Source organism: Kitasatospora sp. NPDC087315 (assembly GCF_044744345.1).
GTDB lineage: Bacteria > Actinomycetota > Actinomycetes > Streptomycetales > Streptomycetaceae > Kitasatospora.
The window spans coordinates 74,121-89,097 of record NZ_JBIUYD010000025.1 but is presented as its reverse complement, the minus strand read 5'-3'; the positions used below and the strand labels follow the sequence as shown (position 1 = coordinate 89,097).

Sequence of the window (14,977 nt, the reverse complement as noted above, 5' to 3'; positions counted from 1 at the left end):
GGTGCCCGGTCCACCAGTCGGGCGGTGGTCACCTGCGGTTCCAGCGGAATCGGACACATTTTCTGCCACCCCGACGGCACGAGCGGTCGTCGCCCTGCATATATAGTTCACCTGCATATGCAGCTGAACAGCTCAATGAGGGGGAAAGTGTGTCCCGCACCGATCCGATCAGGACCGCCGGCCAGGCCGTCCTGCGTCTGCAGAACGTCACCCGGGTCCACGGGCAGGGCGCGTCCGAAGTGCACGCGCTGCGCGGGGTCGAACTCACCGTGCACGCCGGAGAGTTCGTCGCCGTGATGGGCCCTTCCGGGTCCGGCAAGTCCACCCTGCTGACCCTGGCGGGCGGCCTGGACGCCCCGAGCGCCGGCCAGGTGCTCGTCGAGGGCTCCCCGCTCGGCGGGCTCAGCCGGGGGCGGCTCTCCGCCGTCCGGCGCCGCTCGATCGGCTACGTCTTCCAGGACTACAACCTGATCCCGGCCCTGACCGCCGCCGAGAACATCTCGCTGCCGCGCGAACTGGACGGTGTCTCCGGTCGCGCCGCCCGCCGCGAGGCCCTCGCCGCCCTGGAGGAGATGGGCATCCCGGAGCTCGCCGACCGCTTCCCCGACGACATGTCCGGCGGCCAGCAGCAGCGCGTCGCCATCGCCCGCGCACTGATCGGCGAACGCCGGCTGCTGCTGGCCGACGAGCCCACCGGCGCGCTCGACTCCGCCACCGGCGAGTCCGTCCTCGCCGTCCTGCGGGCCCGCTGCGACGCCGGGGCCGCCGCCATGATGGTCACCCATGAACCGGCCCACGCCGGCTGGGCCGACCGCGTCGTCCTCCTGCGCGACGGACGGATCGTCGAGGAGCGCACCCGCCGCCCCGACGGGACGCTCCGCGACCTCGGCGCCGGCCACCCGGAGGTGGCCCGGTGAAGCTCAGCGCCTGGCGGGTCGCCCTGCGCATCGCCCGCCGCGACGCCCTGCGCGCCAAGGGCCGCAGCGCCCTCGTCGTCGCCATGGTCGCCCTGCCCGTCCTCGGCGTCACCGGCGCCGACATCGTCCACCGCAGCGGACAGCTCACCCCGGCCGAGCGCGTCGAGCGGGTGATGGGCGGCTCCGACGCCCTGATCAGCGCCCTCGCCCCGGGCCGCACCGTCGAGCAGGCCCCGTTCGCCGACGACGGCACCCTCACCCGCACCGCCACCCCCGGGAAGCCCGCCACGCCCGAGGAGACCAAGGGCGCGGCCGTCGAACCCGCCACGCTGGTGGCCTCGTTGCTGCCTCAGGGCAGCGTCCTCACGGCGGCCCGGCCGGGCCCCGAGGCCAGCGCCGGCTCCCGCGAGGGCCTGCTCCGCACCGACACCGCCGAGGCCGACCTCACCGACCCGGTCTGGGCCGGGCGGCTCGATGTGGTCGACGGCCGCGCCCCCGGCGCCCCGCACGAGGCGGCCGCCACCCGGGCCTTCCTCGAACGGTCCGGGCTGCGGCTCGGCGGGACGACCGCGGTCAAGGGGCTGGACCGCACCCCCTTCACCATCACCGGCGTGGTCGAACACCCGGGCGACCTCAGGAAGGTCGAACTCGTCGCCCGCCCCGGGGAGCTGATCACCCCGCTGGCCGAGGCCCGGGACAGGGACAGGCCCGTGGCCGGTATCGGGTCGGCGGACGAGAAGCCGGTGAGCACGGACGCCTGGCTCGTCCGGCTCCCCGCCGGGGCGGTGATCGACTGGGCCAAGGTGCGGGAGTTCAACGCGTACGGCTACACCGTCACCTCCCGCTCCGTCGCCCTCGACCCGCCGGACCGCTCGGCCGTCCCCTACTACCGGGACGGCCCCCGGTACGCCGAGACCTCCGCCCGGACCACCACCGCCGTCATGGTGGCCACGGTCACCGGCATGGCGCTGCTGGAGGTCGCCCTGCTCGCGGGCCCCGCGTTCGCGGTCGGCGCCCGCCGCTCGCGCCGTCAGCTCGCCCTGCTCGCCGCCGCCGGCGGCAACCGGACCCACGTGGGCGCGGTGGTGCTCGGCGCGGGCGTCGTCCTCGGCCTGGCCGGTGCGGTGACGGGTGTCGTCCTCGGGATCGGCCTGGTCGCGCTGGTGCGGCCCTGGATCGAACGGGCGGGCGGCAGCCGCTTCGGCCACTTCGACCCGGCGCCGCTCGACCTGGCCGCCATCGCCGGCATCGGCGTGGCCACCGCCCTGCTCGCCGCCGCCCTGCCCGCCCTGCAGGCCGCCCGGCGGAGCGTCACCGCGGGCCTCTCCGGCCGCGACACCGTCAACGCGCCGAACCGCTGGATCACCCTGCTCGGCCTGGTGATGCTGGCCGGCGGCGCCGCGCTCGCGCTCTACAGCGCGGGGAGCGGCACCGGCATGCCCGGCACCCCGGTGGCCGGCGGGTACGACGCCCGGACGCTCGGCGTGCTGGGCGGCTCGGTCAGCGCCGAACTCGGCCTGCTCGCCTGCACCCCGGTACTGATCTCGCTCTTCGGACGGCTCGCCCGCTTCCTCCCGATCGCGGCCCGGCTCGCCCTGCGCGACTCGGCCCGGCACCGTTCCAGGACCGCACCCGCCGTCGCCGCCGTCATGGCCGCCGTCGCCGGTGCCGTCGCGGTCGGCGTCTACACCGCCAGCACCGACGCCCAGGCCCGGCAGGACTACCGGCCGCAGACGCCGAACGGCGCCGTCACCCTGACCACCGGCGTCGACAGCCCCGACCTGCCGAGGCTGCGCGCCACGATGGAGCAGGAGCTGCCGGACCTCGGCCCGCGCGGCGACCTCTACCAGGCCGTCTACCGCTTCTGCGCCAACTGCTCCAGCACCGTCCACCCCAAGGGCGGCGACCGGACCAGGCGGTTCGCCGGCCAGGGCCGGCTGGTCGTCGGCGACGACGCCGTCCTGCACAACCTGTTCGCCGTGCACGATCCGGCCGCCGAGCAGGCGCTCGCCGCGGGCAAGGCGGTCGTGTTCGACCCCTCCTACCTGTTCGACGGCAAGGCCGTGTTCCAGCTGCGCGGCGGCGGCGCCCCGTTGCAGCCCGGCGAGATCCCCGCACCGGACGTCCAGGAGGTCGGCGTGGAGGCCGTCCTGGTCGACAACCCGTCGGCCGCCCGGTACGGACAGGTCCTGGTGAACCCGGCGACGGTGCACAGGCTCGGGCTCTCCGCCCAGGCGACCGGTGCCATCTGGCTGCCCGCCACGCCGCCGGACGACAAGGCGCAGCAGCGCGCCGACGCCGCAGCCGCCCGGCTGGACCGGATGGCCGGCGTCGGGGTGGAGCGCGGCTACCAGCCCAAGAGCGACCTGGTCACCCTGTCGCTCAGCGGGTTCGCCGCCCTCGTCGTCCTCGGCGCGGCCGGCATCGCCACCGGCCTCGCGGCCGCCGACTCCAGGCACGACCAGGCCACCCTGGCGGCCGTCGGCGCCCCGCCCCGGATCCGCCGCACCCTGGCCGGACTGCAGTGCGCGCTGATCGCGGCTCTCGGGGCCGTCCTGGGCACGGTCAACGGATTCGTCCCGGCGATGAGCCTGCTCAAGGTCCGCACCGCCGGCGGCCTCGACGGCGGCCCGGCACCGGTCACCGCGCCATGGGTGCTGATCGCCCTCACCGCGCTCGTCCTGCCGGTGGTGGCCGGGCTGATCACGGCGGCGTTCACCCGCTCGCGGATCCTGCTGACCCGGCGCGTCTCCTGACGCGGGCTCACCGCGGGTGGCCCGTCTCCGGTCCGGAGGCGGGCCACCCGGCCGTCCGGGCCTGTCACCCCTGGACGCGGCCGGCCAAGGCCCCGGGCGGAACGCGTTTCGCCGTCCGGGCCGGACAGCGCCCCCGAACCGCCCGTCCAGCAGGCTCGCGCACGCCGGTTCCGGTGCACTCCACCCGGTCCGGAGTGGACCGACGCGGCAGAGCGAGGGAAAGGTCACACTCCCCGCCTCTCCTGCACGCCCGCCGCCGGACGCTAACCTGCCGGACATGACGGTCCCGCCCGAAGGGCTTCCCCTGGCCGCCGAGTTCCCGGCAGCACACCGTGAGCAGTGGCAGCACCTCGTCGAGGGTGTGCTGCGCAAGTCGGGTGCCCAGCCCGCGGACGGCGCGGCGGCCGAGGAGGCGCTCACCACCGCGCTCCAGGACGGGCTGCGCGCCCGCCCGCTGTACACCGCCGAGGACGCCCCGGCCACGCCCGGTCACCCCGGCTTCCCGCCGTTCGTCCGGGGCGGCCGGCCGCAGGGCTCCGCCGTCTCCGGCTGGGACGTCCGCCAGCGGCACGCCGACCCGGACCCGCGCCGCACCAACGAGGCGGTGCTCGCGGACCTGGAGAACGGCGTCGGCTCGCTCTGGCTGGAGCTGGGCGGCGCGGGCCTGCCGGTCGCGGCGCTGCCCGAGGTGCTGTCCGGCGTCTATCCGGACCTGGCCGCCGTGGTGCTCGACGCCGGCGCCGAATTCACCGACGCCGCCGAGCGGTTGTTCACGCTCTACCGGGAGCGCGAGGTCTCCCCCGGCGCCGCCGCGGGCAGCCTCGGCGCCGACCCGCTGGGCCTCCAGGCCAGGACCGGCCGGGCCGAACGCACCGACGCGCTGCTCGCCGAGGCCGGCGCGCTCGCGGCCCGCTGCGCCGACGGGTACCCGGGCGTCCGGGCACTGACCGTCGACGCCCTCCCCTACCACGAGGCCGGCGCCTCCCCCGCGCAGGAGCTCGGCTGCTCGCTCGCCAGCGCCGTCGCCTACCTGCGTGCGCTCGGTGCCGCCGGGCTCTCCGTCGACGCCGCCTTCGGGCAGCTGGACTTCCGCTACGCGGCCGACGCCGACCAGTTCCTGACGATCGCCAAGTTCCGTGCGGCGCGCCGGCTCTGGGCCCGGGTGGCCCAGGTGTCGGGGGCCGCACCCGAGGCCTCGGCGCAGCGCCAGCACGCCGTCACCTCCACGGTGATGACGACCGCGCGCGACCCGTGGGTGAACATGCTGCGCACCACCGTCGCCTGCCTGGCGGCCGGGGTCGGCGGGGCGGACGCGGTGAGCGTGCTGCCGTTCGACAGCGCGCTCGGCCTGCCGGACGCGTTCGCCCGCCGGATCGCCCGCAACACCCAGGCGATCCTGCTGGAGGAGTCCCACCTGGCGCGGGTGATCGACCCGGCCGGCGGCTCCTGGTACGTGGAGCGGCTGACCGACGAGCTGGCCCGGGCCGCCTGGGCCTGGTTCCAGGAGATCGAACGGGCCGGCGGCCAGCAGGCCTCGCTGGGCTCCGGACTGGTCGGCGAGCGGATCGCCGCGACCTGGGCGGAGCGCTCGGTCGCGCTGGCCAGGCGGCGCGAACCCGTCACCGGGGTCAGCGAGTTCCCGAACCTGGACGAGCAGCCGCTGGTCCGCGAGCCGGCCCCGGCCGGGCCCGCCGGCGGGCTGCCCCGGGTGCGGCGCGCCGAGGCCTACGAGGCACTGCGCGACCGCTCGGACGCGCGGCTGGCCGCCACCGGGGAACGGCCGCGGCTCTTCCTGGCCTCGATCGGCACCGCGTCGGCGCACACCGCGCGCACCACCTTCGCCGCCAACCTGTTCCAGGCCGGCGGCATCGCGACCACCGCCGCCGAAGGCACCGACGCCGCCGCGCTGGCCGAGGCGTTCACCGCCAGCGGTGCCCGGGTGGCCTGCCTCTGCTCCAGCGACCGGCTGTACGGCGAGCACGCCGAGACCGTCGCCGCGGCGCTGAAGGCCGCCGGGGCCCGGCGGGTGCTGCTGGCCGGGCGGCCGGGCGAACAGCGGGAGGCCTACCGGCGGGCGGGCGTGGACGAGTTCGTCTTCGCGGGCGGCGACGCCGTCGCCGTGCTGACCGCCCTCCAGGACGAGATCCTGAGCGGGGCCCGGGACGAGATCCTGGACGAGACCACCGAGATCGGAGTGGCGCGATGATCCCCGACTTCACCGAGATCGGGCTGGACGGGGACACCGGCCCGGACGTCACCGACGGGCAGTGGCGGTCCGCCTGGCGGCAGGCCACCGGCAAGGACGTCGAGGAACTGCTCTGGGACACCCCCGAGGGCATCGGCGTCAAACCGCTGTACACCGCGGACGACCTGGCCGGCCTGGACTTCCTGGGCACCTACCCCGGCATCGCCCCGTACCTGCGCGGCCCGTACCCGACCATGTACGTCAACCAGCCGTGGACGGTCCGGCAGTACGCCGGGTTCTCCACCGCCGAGGAGTCCAACGCCTTCTACCGCCGCAACCTGGCGGCCGGTCAGAAGGGCCTCTCGGTCGCCTTCGACCTGCCGACCCACCGCGGCTACGACAGCGACCACCCGCGGGTCACCGGTGACGTCGGCATGGCGGGCGTGGCGATCGACTCCATCTACGACATGCGCCAGCTCTTCGACGGCATCCCGCTGGACCGGATGTCGGTGTCGATGACCATGAACGGCGCGGTGCTGCCCGTCCTGGCGCTGTACATCGTGGCCGCCGAGGAGCAGGGGGTGGCGCCCGAGAAGCTGGCGGGGACCATCCAGAACGACATCCTCAAGGAGTTCATGGTCCGCAACACCTACATCTACCCGCCGCAGCCGTCGATGCGGATCATCTCGGACATCTTCGCGTACACCTCGCAGAAGATGCCGCGGTACAACTCGATCTCCATCTCCGGCTACCACATCCAGGAGGCCGGGGCCACCGCCGACCTGGAGCTGGCCTACACCCTGGCCGACGGCGTGGAGTACCTGCGGGCGGGCCTGGACGTCGGACTGGACGTGGACGCCTTCGCGCCCCGGCTGTCGTTCTTCTGGGCGATCGGCATGAACTTCTTCATGGAGATCGCCAAGCTGCGCGCGGCCCGGCTGCTCTGGGCCAGACTGGTCAAGGAGTTCGGCCCGAAGAACCCCAAGTCCCTTTCGCTGCGCACGCATTCGCAGACCTCGGGCTGGTCGCTCACCGCGCAGGACGTGTTCAACAACGTCACCCGCACCTGTGTGGAGGCGATGGCCGCCACCCAGGGCCACACCCAGTCGCTGCACACCAACGCGCTGGACGAGGCGCTGGCCCTGCCCACCGACTTCTCCGCCCGGATCGCCCGCAACACCCAGCTGCTGCTCCAGCAGGAGTCCGGCACCTGCCGCGTCATCGACCCGTGGGGCGGCTCTGCGTACGTCGAGAAGCTCACCCACGACCTGGCCCGCCGCGCCTGGCAGCACATCCAGGAGGTGGAGGCGGCCGGCGGCATGGCCAAGGCCATCGACGCGGGCATCCCCAAGCTGCGTGTGGAGGAGGCCGCGGCCCGCACCCAGGCCCGGATCGACTCGGGCCGCCAGCCGGTGATCGGCGTCAACAAGTACCGGGTGGAGAGCGACGAGCAGATCGAGGTGCTCAAGGTCGACAACTCCTCGGTGCGCGCCCGCCAGATCGAGAAGCTGCGCCGGCTGCGCGACGAGCGTGACGAGGCCGCCTGCCGGGGCGCGCTGCACGCGCTGACCCGGGCCGCCGAGGCGGGCCCGCAGCGCGGCGGCTCGCTGGACGGCAACCTGCTGCACCTGGCCGTCAACGCGGCCCGGGCCAAGGCCACCGTCGGCGAGATCTCGGACGCCCTGGAGAAGGTGTACGGCCGGCACTCCGGCCAGATCCGTACCATCTCCGGCGTGTACCGTGACGAAGCGGGGCCGTCGGCCTCCGTACAGCGCACCCGCGACCTGGTCGAGCGGTTCGAGCGGGCCGAGGGCCGCCGACCGCGCATCCTGGTCGCCAAGATGGGCCAGGACGGCCACGACCGCGGCCAGAAGGTGATCGCCACGGCCTTCGCCGACCTCGGCTTCACCGTCGACGTCGGACCGCTGTTCCAGACCCCGGCCGAGGTCGCCCGCCAGGCCGTCGAGGCGGACGTGCACATCGTCGGCGTCTCCTCGCTGGCCGCCGGACACCTCACCCTGGTGCCCGCGCTGCGCGCCGAACTCGCCGAGGCCGGGCGCGAGGACATCACCATCGTGGTCGGCGGGGTGATCCCCCCGCAGGACTTCGACGCCCTGTACGAGGCGGGGGCGACGGCCGTCTTCCCGCCCGGCACGGTGATCCCGGACGCCGCCTACGACCTGCTGGGGACGCTCGCCGCCGACCTCGGCCACGAGCTGTGAGATTTTGATCGCATGCCTCCACGGACGATCGACCTCGACAGCTACGTGACGGGTGTCCTGGACGGCTCGCGCGCCCACATCGCGCGCGCCGTCACCCTCGTCGAGTCCACCCGGCCCGACCACCGCGTGCTGGCCCAGCAGTTGCTCCAGCGGCTGCTGCCGCACGCGGGCGGGGCGGTCCGGGTGGGCATCACCGGTGTGCCCGGTGTCGGCAAGTCGACCTTCATCGACTCCTTCGGCACGATGCTCACTTCGTCGGGACACCGGGTCGCGGTGCTCGCCGTGGACCCGACGTCCTCCCGCACCGGCGGCTCCATCCTGGGCGACAAGACCCGGATGGAGCGCCTCGCCGTCGACCCGCACGCCTTCGTCCGCCCCTCCCCCACCTCCGGCACCCTCGGCGGCGTCGCCAAGGCCACCCGGGAGTCGATGGTGGTGATGGAGGCGGCCGGCTACGACGTCGTGCTGATCGAGACGGTGGGAGTCGGCCAGTCCGAGACGGCGGTGGCCGGGATGGTGGACACCTTCCTGTTGCTCAGCCTGGCCCGCACCGGGGACCAGCTGCAGGGCATCAAGAAGGGCGTACTGGAGCTCGCCGACGTCATCGCGGTCAACAAGGCGGACGGCCCGCACGAGACCGACGCCCGCGCCGCCGCGCGCGAACTCGCCGGCGCGCTGCGGCTGTTGCAGGCCCCGGACGCGCCCTGGACACCCCCGGTCCTCACCTGCAGCGGCCGGGACGGCGCCGGACTCGACGTGCTGTGGGAACGGCTCCAGCAGCACCGCAAGGTCCTCGACGCCACCGGCGCGCTGGCGACGAAGCGGCGCGACCAGCAGGTCGAGTGGACCTGGGCCATGGTCCACGACCAGCTCTACGCCCGCCTCCACGAACACCCCGAAGTACGGCGCTTGGCCCCCGAGCTGGAGGCCCAGGTCCGCGCCGGCTCCCTCCCCGCCGGCCTGGCCGCCCAGCAGATCCTGGACAGCTTCTTCGGCGCCTCCTAGGTCCACGAAGCGCCTCGACTCGCACGCGATGTCGAGGCGCTTCGTCGTACGGTCAGGCGGCACGGCCGCGCGAACTGTCCCGCGCCGTCCACGACACCGCCGCCGATGTCGGCGTCCACGTGCAGCCGCCGCCCCCGGCCGAGCTCGCGGCCGGGCTCACCGCCGCATGGGAGACCTACCGCTCCGGCGACACCGTCCGCTCGGCCATGGTCGCGTCCGGCCGGTCGTGGATCTACATGCGGGATGCCCGGCTCGACCAGGCGGAGGAGACCGCACGGGCGTCGTACGAGTCGATCGAACCCCACTACGGGCACCGGGAGCTCGGCCTGCTCGCCACCTACGGGTGACACGTCACGTTCGCCGCCGTCGTCGCGGCCCGTCAGGGCAACGTCGATGGGGCCGACGACTTGCTGTCCCAAGGCCACGCGGTCGCCGCCCGGATGGACCGGGACGTGACCGTGAACGGCACGGCGTTCGGGCCGGCCACGGTCACCGCGCAGGCCGTCGGCACTGCCGTATCGACCGGCCGCCCCGGCAAGGCGCTCGGCCTGTTCGAATCGATCGGCGACACCTCCAGCCTCACGCCGTCCGCGCGGAACCGCCTGCTGCTCGGCATCGCCCTTGCACAGGCGGACACCCGACAGTCGGACACCGCGCTGGACACCCTGCTGGAGGTCTGCTCGACCGCCCCCGGTTGGGCCTACCGTTACCAGTACGGGCTGGACTACACGTTCCCCGTCACGCGCCTGGTCCTCTCGGACCTGTACCTGTTCCACTCCTTCACCGCCCCGGCCGACGAGATCGCCACACACCTGCGGCAGATCGGCATGTGGCTCGACCAGGGCGCGTGGCGCTCGAAGGGCGACGGTGTGTGGGCGAAGGGTGACCTGCGGGTCGCCGTTGCCGAGTACGACGACCACCCACAGGACGAGCGTGCCGGGCGCCCCACGCCGACCGGCTTCCGGTCCGTCGACCTGTGCTTCATCTCGGAGGACTTCAAGGTTCCGCGCACCGTGCGGAACCTGCCGTGGGACGTTCTCGCGGGCGGCATGCGGATCAAGGACCGACGTGGAGAGCCGACGATCGCGCCCGACCTGACGCCGATCCTGGACTTCCTGCCGTTTCAGGTCGAGGTCGGCTGCGGCACGTCGATCGAAGCCGGTATCCCGCCGCTGCACTACCTGCACGAGGTGTACCGGGTCACCGACCGCCGCGACAACACCCTGACGCAGTCCCACGCTTTCACCCTCAGCCACGAGGCTGACACGCTGATCCCAGAGATGCTGCTCAGCGCCGACACCAAGGCACCCGACCTGGTCGCGATGTTCCGCGCATACTTCCTGGCCGAGCCGACGGCCGCGCACCGCGCGCTCAAGGCCCTCCACACCACCGGCCATTTGGTGTCGGCCCGGTGATCACGCACAACTTCGACAGCCTCTCGGCGCGGGCCGGGCTGCCCGAGGTCTTCGTCCGCCGCTATGACCAGAAGATCCCACCGGTGCCGCTGCTGCCCGAGGCCCGGGCCCTGCTGGTCGTCGGCTTGCACGCAGACCGGCGCGCGGTCCAGCAGCGCGCCCGCGAGATGGATATGCGCATCTTTTACGTCGACCCCGAAGGGCTGGTGGAGAACGGCACCTTCAAGCCCTGCCCGATCGAGGGAGCCCATACCGGCGACGTGGTCGTGCGGCAGGCCGCGATCCCTGCCCTGCGCCGGCTGTGCGAGTTGCCGAACGTCTCCGCGTGACGGTCCATCACATGTCGGTCAGTTGGGCCCCGCCGGGCCGGTAGCGTCGCGGGAGCGCGCACGCCCGCGCGCCCCGCGACCACTCCATCCGACAAGGACCACGATGCGCGTTTCCGTGATCGGCTGCGGCCACCTCGGCATCCCCCACGCCGCCGGAATGGCCCACCTCGGCCACGAAGTCCTGGGCGTCGATCTCGACGCAGCCAAGATCGACCAGCTCAACCAGGGCGAAGCCCCGATCTTCGAAGCCGGGCTGCCCGAACTGCTCGCCAAACACACCGGCTCCGGGCAACTGCGGTTCACGACCAGCATCGCCGAGGCCGCCGCGTTCGCTGACGTGCACTTCCTCGCGGTCGGAACCCCGATCGACGCCGACGGCCGGTCCTACGACCCGGGACAGGTCTTCGGGGCCGCTCGGACGCTCGCGACGCACCTGACGCGGCCGTGCACGATCATCGGGAAGTCGACCGTCACCGTCGGCACCACCGCCCACCTGACGCGGCTTGTGCAGCGGCTCGCCCCGGCCGGCGAAGCCGTCCACGTCGTGTGGAACCCCGAGTTCCTGCGCGAAGGCCACGCCGTCGAGGACACCCTTCGCCCGGATCGGCTGGTGGCCGGGCTCACCAGCCCTGACGCCGAAGCCGTCGTGCGTGAGGTGTTCGCGCCGATTCTGGCGGACGGCTGCCCGCTGTTCGTCACCACCCCGGAGACGGCCGAGCTGATCAAGGGCGCCGCGAACACCTTTCTCGGCCTCAAGGTGTCGTTCGTCAACGCCGTCGCGGACATGTGCACCGCCGCCGGTGCCGACGTGATCACCCTGGTGCGGGCCCTCGGCATGGACCCGCGTATCGGCGCCGGCGGAATGCAGCCCGGCATCGGCTACGGCGGTGGCTGCCTGCCCAAGGACGTCCGGGCGTTCACCGCCTCCGCCGCTCACCTCGGCGCGAACGACGCCGCCGAGTTGCTGAGGGCGGCCGAGCGCATCAACGAGAACCGGCCGCACTCCGCCGCCGCCCTGGTCGAAGCCCACCTGGCGCGGCCCCTGAACGGCGCTCGGATCGCCATGTGGGGCGCGTCCTTCAAGGCCGGCACCAACGACGTCCGCGAATCCCCCGCACTCGCTCTGGCCTCACTGCTGCACACCCGAGGCGCGCAGGTCACCGTCCACGACCCGCACGCGAACGCGACCGCAATCGTCCGGCACCCCGAACTCGACTACGCCGACACCACCGCCGAAGCCTCCCGCGACGCGGACGCGGTCGTGATCGGCACCGAGTGGCCGCAGTTCCGCGACGCCAACCCCACCGAGCTCCGGTCGCTGGTGCAAAACCCGCTGGTCATCGACCTGCGGAACGTCCTGGACGCCGACCTGTGGCGCACCCACGGATGGGCCGTCCACCAGCTTGGCCGACCCCAACCCACCCGGTAACCAGGAAAGGGTCACGGCAATGGAAGATCTCTTCGACGCGATCGAGAAGCTGTCCGCCGTGTGCCGCGTCGCCGGCGCCGAGCTGCCCCTGGAGGAACTGAGAGCCCTTCAGATCGGAAAGGTCGGCGAGGAAGCCGGCGAAGCCATGCACGCCCTGCACGGCTTGAAGGGACTCACCACCTGCACCGACATCCACTCGTGGGCCGAGGTGCAGAACGACCTGACCGGCGCCGTCATCGCGTCCGTGATCGCCATGCACTACGTCGACCCCCACGGCTGGCGCCAAACGTTCACCGAGATCTTCCACCGCCGCACCCGCCGGGGACGCGAGGCGGCGGCCGCCACCTGACCCTCGCCACCGGACGGCTGCCGTCCGGTGGCAGGCGGCACGACCACGCACCCGGAAGAGCGGCGAGGTGTTTCGCCACCTCGCGCGGAGAGTGCAGGTCACGCGCCGTGCCCCCACGTGTGGGGGCACGGCGCCTCGCAGGTTTCCAGGTACTCGAACCACCCGACCTTGCCCGCCCCCGCCGGATGCCACCCCCAGGCATGCGCCATCGCCTCCACCAGCAACAGTCCACGCCCACCGTGTGACGGTGGACGTCTGGGACGGTCACCGAGTGGAACGGCCGGGACATCTCAAGTGGTATCCCTTTCACCGAACAGAACGTCTCACAGTTCATCAGAGACGAACCCATGGCGCCGCCTGGCGCAGCATGCTTGGCTCTGACCTGGAAGTACCGCGACCGGTTGCTCAGTCCGTAACCGGGCACGAGTCGTCGCACTTGTATACAAAGAAGGAGCGTCGTGCCCAGCGCGCCCGTGGCAGATGACCGGCCGAACTCGTTGGACAGCAGGGAACAGTGGCAGCGGGTTCGAGCCTTCCTGAATGATCACCGCTTCGCCTTGACCAGCCGACTCCTGGCCGAGAGCCCTCCCGACCACCTGGTCCCTGGAACACCTCTGCTTGCCCGCCGGCACTGGATTCCGGAGCAGCCGGTGCCACTGGAGCGTGTCCGACTGCGCTGGCAGCCGGACACGCCCGCAGCACCTGTGGACGGTGGCGGACCCGAACTGGATCACATCCGCCCGCGCCAGCAGGACGGAACGACCTGTCGCCGCTACGCCGACGCGGTTCGGGATCTTGCCAAACCCAGGCTGTTCGAGAACCGAAGCTGCTACCGCCTGCTTGATGTCGAGACGTCCGTCGCCGGACCGGTGCTGACCTTCGGGCGCGGCCAGTACTTCGACGTCATCAACATCTGTGAGGCCGTTGCGCACGAGTACGCCGCAGCCGTCCTGGCGGGTCCGGATGGGCCAGTGAGCCTTGCCGCCACGCCCTTCCGGGCCGCCATCGCCGATCCGACCGACCTCACGCGCCGCCCCGTCATGGCGGCCACCAGCACGTTGACGATCCGGCACGATCGTCAAACCGGCGACGCGGAGTTCGTGCTGCACTGGCGTGACCCCGGGAAGGTCGCCAGTGGCGGCGGCCTCTACCAGGTGATGCCGGTCGGGATGTTCCAGGCCTCGCACGACGCACCGTGGAACGAGGAGAACGACTTCGATCTCTGGCGGGCCATCCTCAGGGAGCTGAGCGAGGAACTGCTCGGCAACACCGAGGACTACGGGAGCGACAAGGCACCCATCGACTACGCCGCCTGGCCACTCGACAAGACGCTCACCGCAGCGCGTGAGGACGGCAGCCTGCGGGTGTTCTGGCTGGGCCTCGGGATGGACCCACTGACCTTCGTCACCGACATGCTTACCGTGGCCGTGTTCGACGCCGACCTGTTCGACGAGACGTTCCGGCGCATCGTCTCCGGCAACGAGGAAGGTCGTCGCGTCGGACTGGACGATGCGACAGGGCGGTCGGCGGGCATCCCGTTCACGGCTGAGCAGGTGGACCGCCTCACCGGCACGGAGCCGATGCAGCCCGCCGGTGCGGCACTCCTGCGGCTTGCCTGGAAGCACCGGACGACGCTGTTGCGGCTCCCCTGACGCAGGGAAGGTCCCGGACCGCCCGACCGGTCCGGGACCTTCCTGCCGCCTGAATCAGGTCAGACGGTCTTGGCGGCCGCGAAGCGGGACGAGACGTCCTGCCAGTTGACGACGTCCCACAGGCGGGTGACGTAGTCGGGGCGGACGTTGCGGTACTGCAGGTAGTAGGCGTGCTCCCAGGCGTCGAAGGCCAGCAGCGGGGTGGTGCCCTGGCCGACGTTGCCGTGGTGGTCGTAGACCTGCTCGACGATCAGGCGCCGGCCGAGCGGCTCCCAGGACAGGATGCCCCAGCCGGAGCCCTGGACGCCGGTGGTGGCGTTGGTGAGCTGCTTCTTGAACGCCTCGAAGCTGCCGAAGTGCTCGGTGATCGCGTCGGCCAGCTCGCCCTCGGGGCGGTCGCCGCCCTCCGGGGAGAGGTTCTCCCAGAAGAGGGAGTGCAGCACGTGGCCGGACAGGTGGAAGGCGAAGGTCTTCTGCAGACCCACCAGGCCGCCGAACTGCTCCTTGTCGCGGGCCTCGGCCAGCTGCTCCAGGGTGTCGTTGGCGCCCTTGACGTAGGCGGCGTGGTGCTTGGAGTGGTGCAGCTCCAGGATCTCGGCGGACATCGCCCGCTCGAGCGCGGAGTAGTCGTACGGAAGGTCGGGAAGCGAGTAGGTGCCCATCAGGACACGGCCCCTTTCGGCGAGTTCAACGATGGCGATCGTGCCGGAACAACACT

The 14,977-nt window shown here is 72.6% G+C and carries 12 protein-coding genes; 11 read left to right on the top strand and 1 reads right to left on the bottom strand.

What is annotated here, in order from left to right; translation table 11 throughout:
- Positions 1–149 precede the first annotated feature (149 nt).
- The 11 genes from ACIO5D_RS30460 to ACIO5D_RS30410 all read left to right on the top strand — a co-directional run bounded on the left by ACIO5D_RS30460 (position 150) and on the right by ACIO5D_RS30410 (position 14,259).
- A complete protein-coding gene (locus tag ACIO5D_RS30460; RefSeq protein ID WP_400650611.1) occupies positions 150–917 on the top strand; it encodes an ABC transporter ATP-binding protein in 768 nt (255 codons plus the stop codon).
- On the top strand, positions 914–3,673 hold the full coding sequence (locus ACIO5D_RS30455; protein WP_400799133.1) for an FtsX-like permease family protein: 2,760 nt from the start codon (positions 914–916) through the stop codon (positions 3,671–3,673). The genes ACIO5D_RS30460 and ACIO5D_RS30455 overlap by 4 nt, the downstream gene beginning before the upstream one ends.
- 277 nt (positions 3,674–3,950) lie before the next feature.
- Positions 3,951–5,879 carry a methylmalonyl-CoA mutase subunit beta gene (locus tag ACIO5D_RS30450; protein ID WP_363605089.1) on the top strand — a complete coding sequence of 643 codons (1,929 nt, stop codon included), beginning with the start codon at positions 3,951–3,953 and terminating at the stop codon, positions 5,877–5,879.
- A complete protein-coding gene (gene scpA / locus ACIO5D_RS30445) occupies positions 5,876–8,080 on the top strand; it encodes a methylmalonyl-CoA mutase (protein ID WP_400650618.1) in 2,205 nt (734 codons plus the stop codon). Before ACIO5D_RS30450 ends, scpA begins: the two co-directional genes overlap by 4 nt.
- A gap of 12 nt (positions 8,081–8,092) precedes the next feature.
- The gene (gene meaB / locus ACIO5D_RS30440; protein WP_363605091.1) at positions 8,093–9,085 is read left to right on the top strand and encodes a methylmalonyl Co-A mutase-associated GTPase MeaB; all 993 of its coding nucleotides are present in this window, start codon (positions 8,093–8,095) and stop codon (positions 9,083–9,085) included.
- 119 nt (positions 9,086–9,204) lie between these two features.
- The gene (locus ACIO5D_RS30435) at positions 9,205–9,432 is read left to right on the top strand and encodes a hypothetical protein (protein WP_363605093.1); all 228 of its coding nucleotides are present in this window, start codon (positions 9,205–9,207) and stop codon (positions 9,430–9,432) included.
- Positions 9,433–9,492: 60 nt separating this feature from the next.
- Positions 9,493–10,500, top strand: a complete 1,008-nt coding sequence (locus ACIO5D_RS30430; RefSeq protein ID WP_363605094.1) for a hypothetical protein — start codon at positions 9,493–9,495, stop codon at positions 10,498–10,500.
- Positions 10,497–10,829, top strand: a complete 333-nt coding sequence (locus ACIO5D_RS30425) for a hypothetical protein (RefSeq protein WP_363605096.1) — start codon at positions 10,497–10,499, stop codon at positions 10,827–10,829. The genes ACIO5D_RS30430 and ACIO5D_RS30425 overlap by 4 nt, the downstream gene beginning before the upstream one ends.
- A gap of 103 nt (positions 10,830–10,932) precedes the next feature.
- A complete protein-coding gene (locus ACIO5D_RS30420; RefSeq protein ID WP_363605098.1) occupies positions 10,933–12,258 on the top strand; it encodes a UDP-glucose/GDP-mannose dehydrogenase family protein in 1,326 nt (441 codons plus the stop codon).
- Between the two features lie 19 nt (positions 12,259–12,277).
- Complete coding sequence (locus ACIO5D_RS30415; RefSeq protein WP_363605099.1) at positions 12,278–12,607, top strand: MazG-like family protein; 330 nt, start codon at positions 12,278–12,280, stop codon at positions 12,605–12,607.
- A gap of 458 nt (positions 12,608–13,065) precedes the next feature.
- On the top strand, positions 13,066–14,259 hold the full coding sequence (locus ACIO5D_RS30410) for an XRE family transcriptional regulator (RefSeq protein WP_363605100.1): 1,194 nt from the start codon (positions 13,066–13,068) through the stop codon (positions 14,257–14,259).
- A gap of 59 nt (positions 14,260–14,318) precedes the next feature.
- Here ACIO5D_RS30410 and ACIO5D_RS30405 read toward each other — a convergent pair whose 3' ends face one another.
- Positions 14,319–14,921, bottom strand: a complete 603-nt coding sequence (locus tag ACIO5D_RS30405; protein WP_363605101.1) for a superoxide dismutase — start codon at positions 14,919–14,921, stop codon at positions 14,319–14,321.
- Positions 14,922–14,977 lie beyond the last annotated feature (56 nt).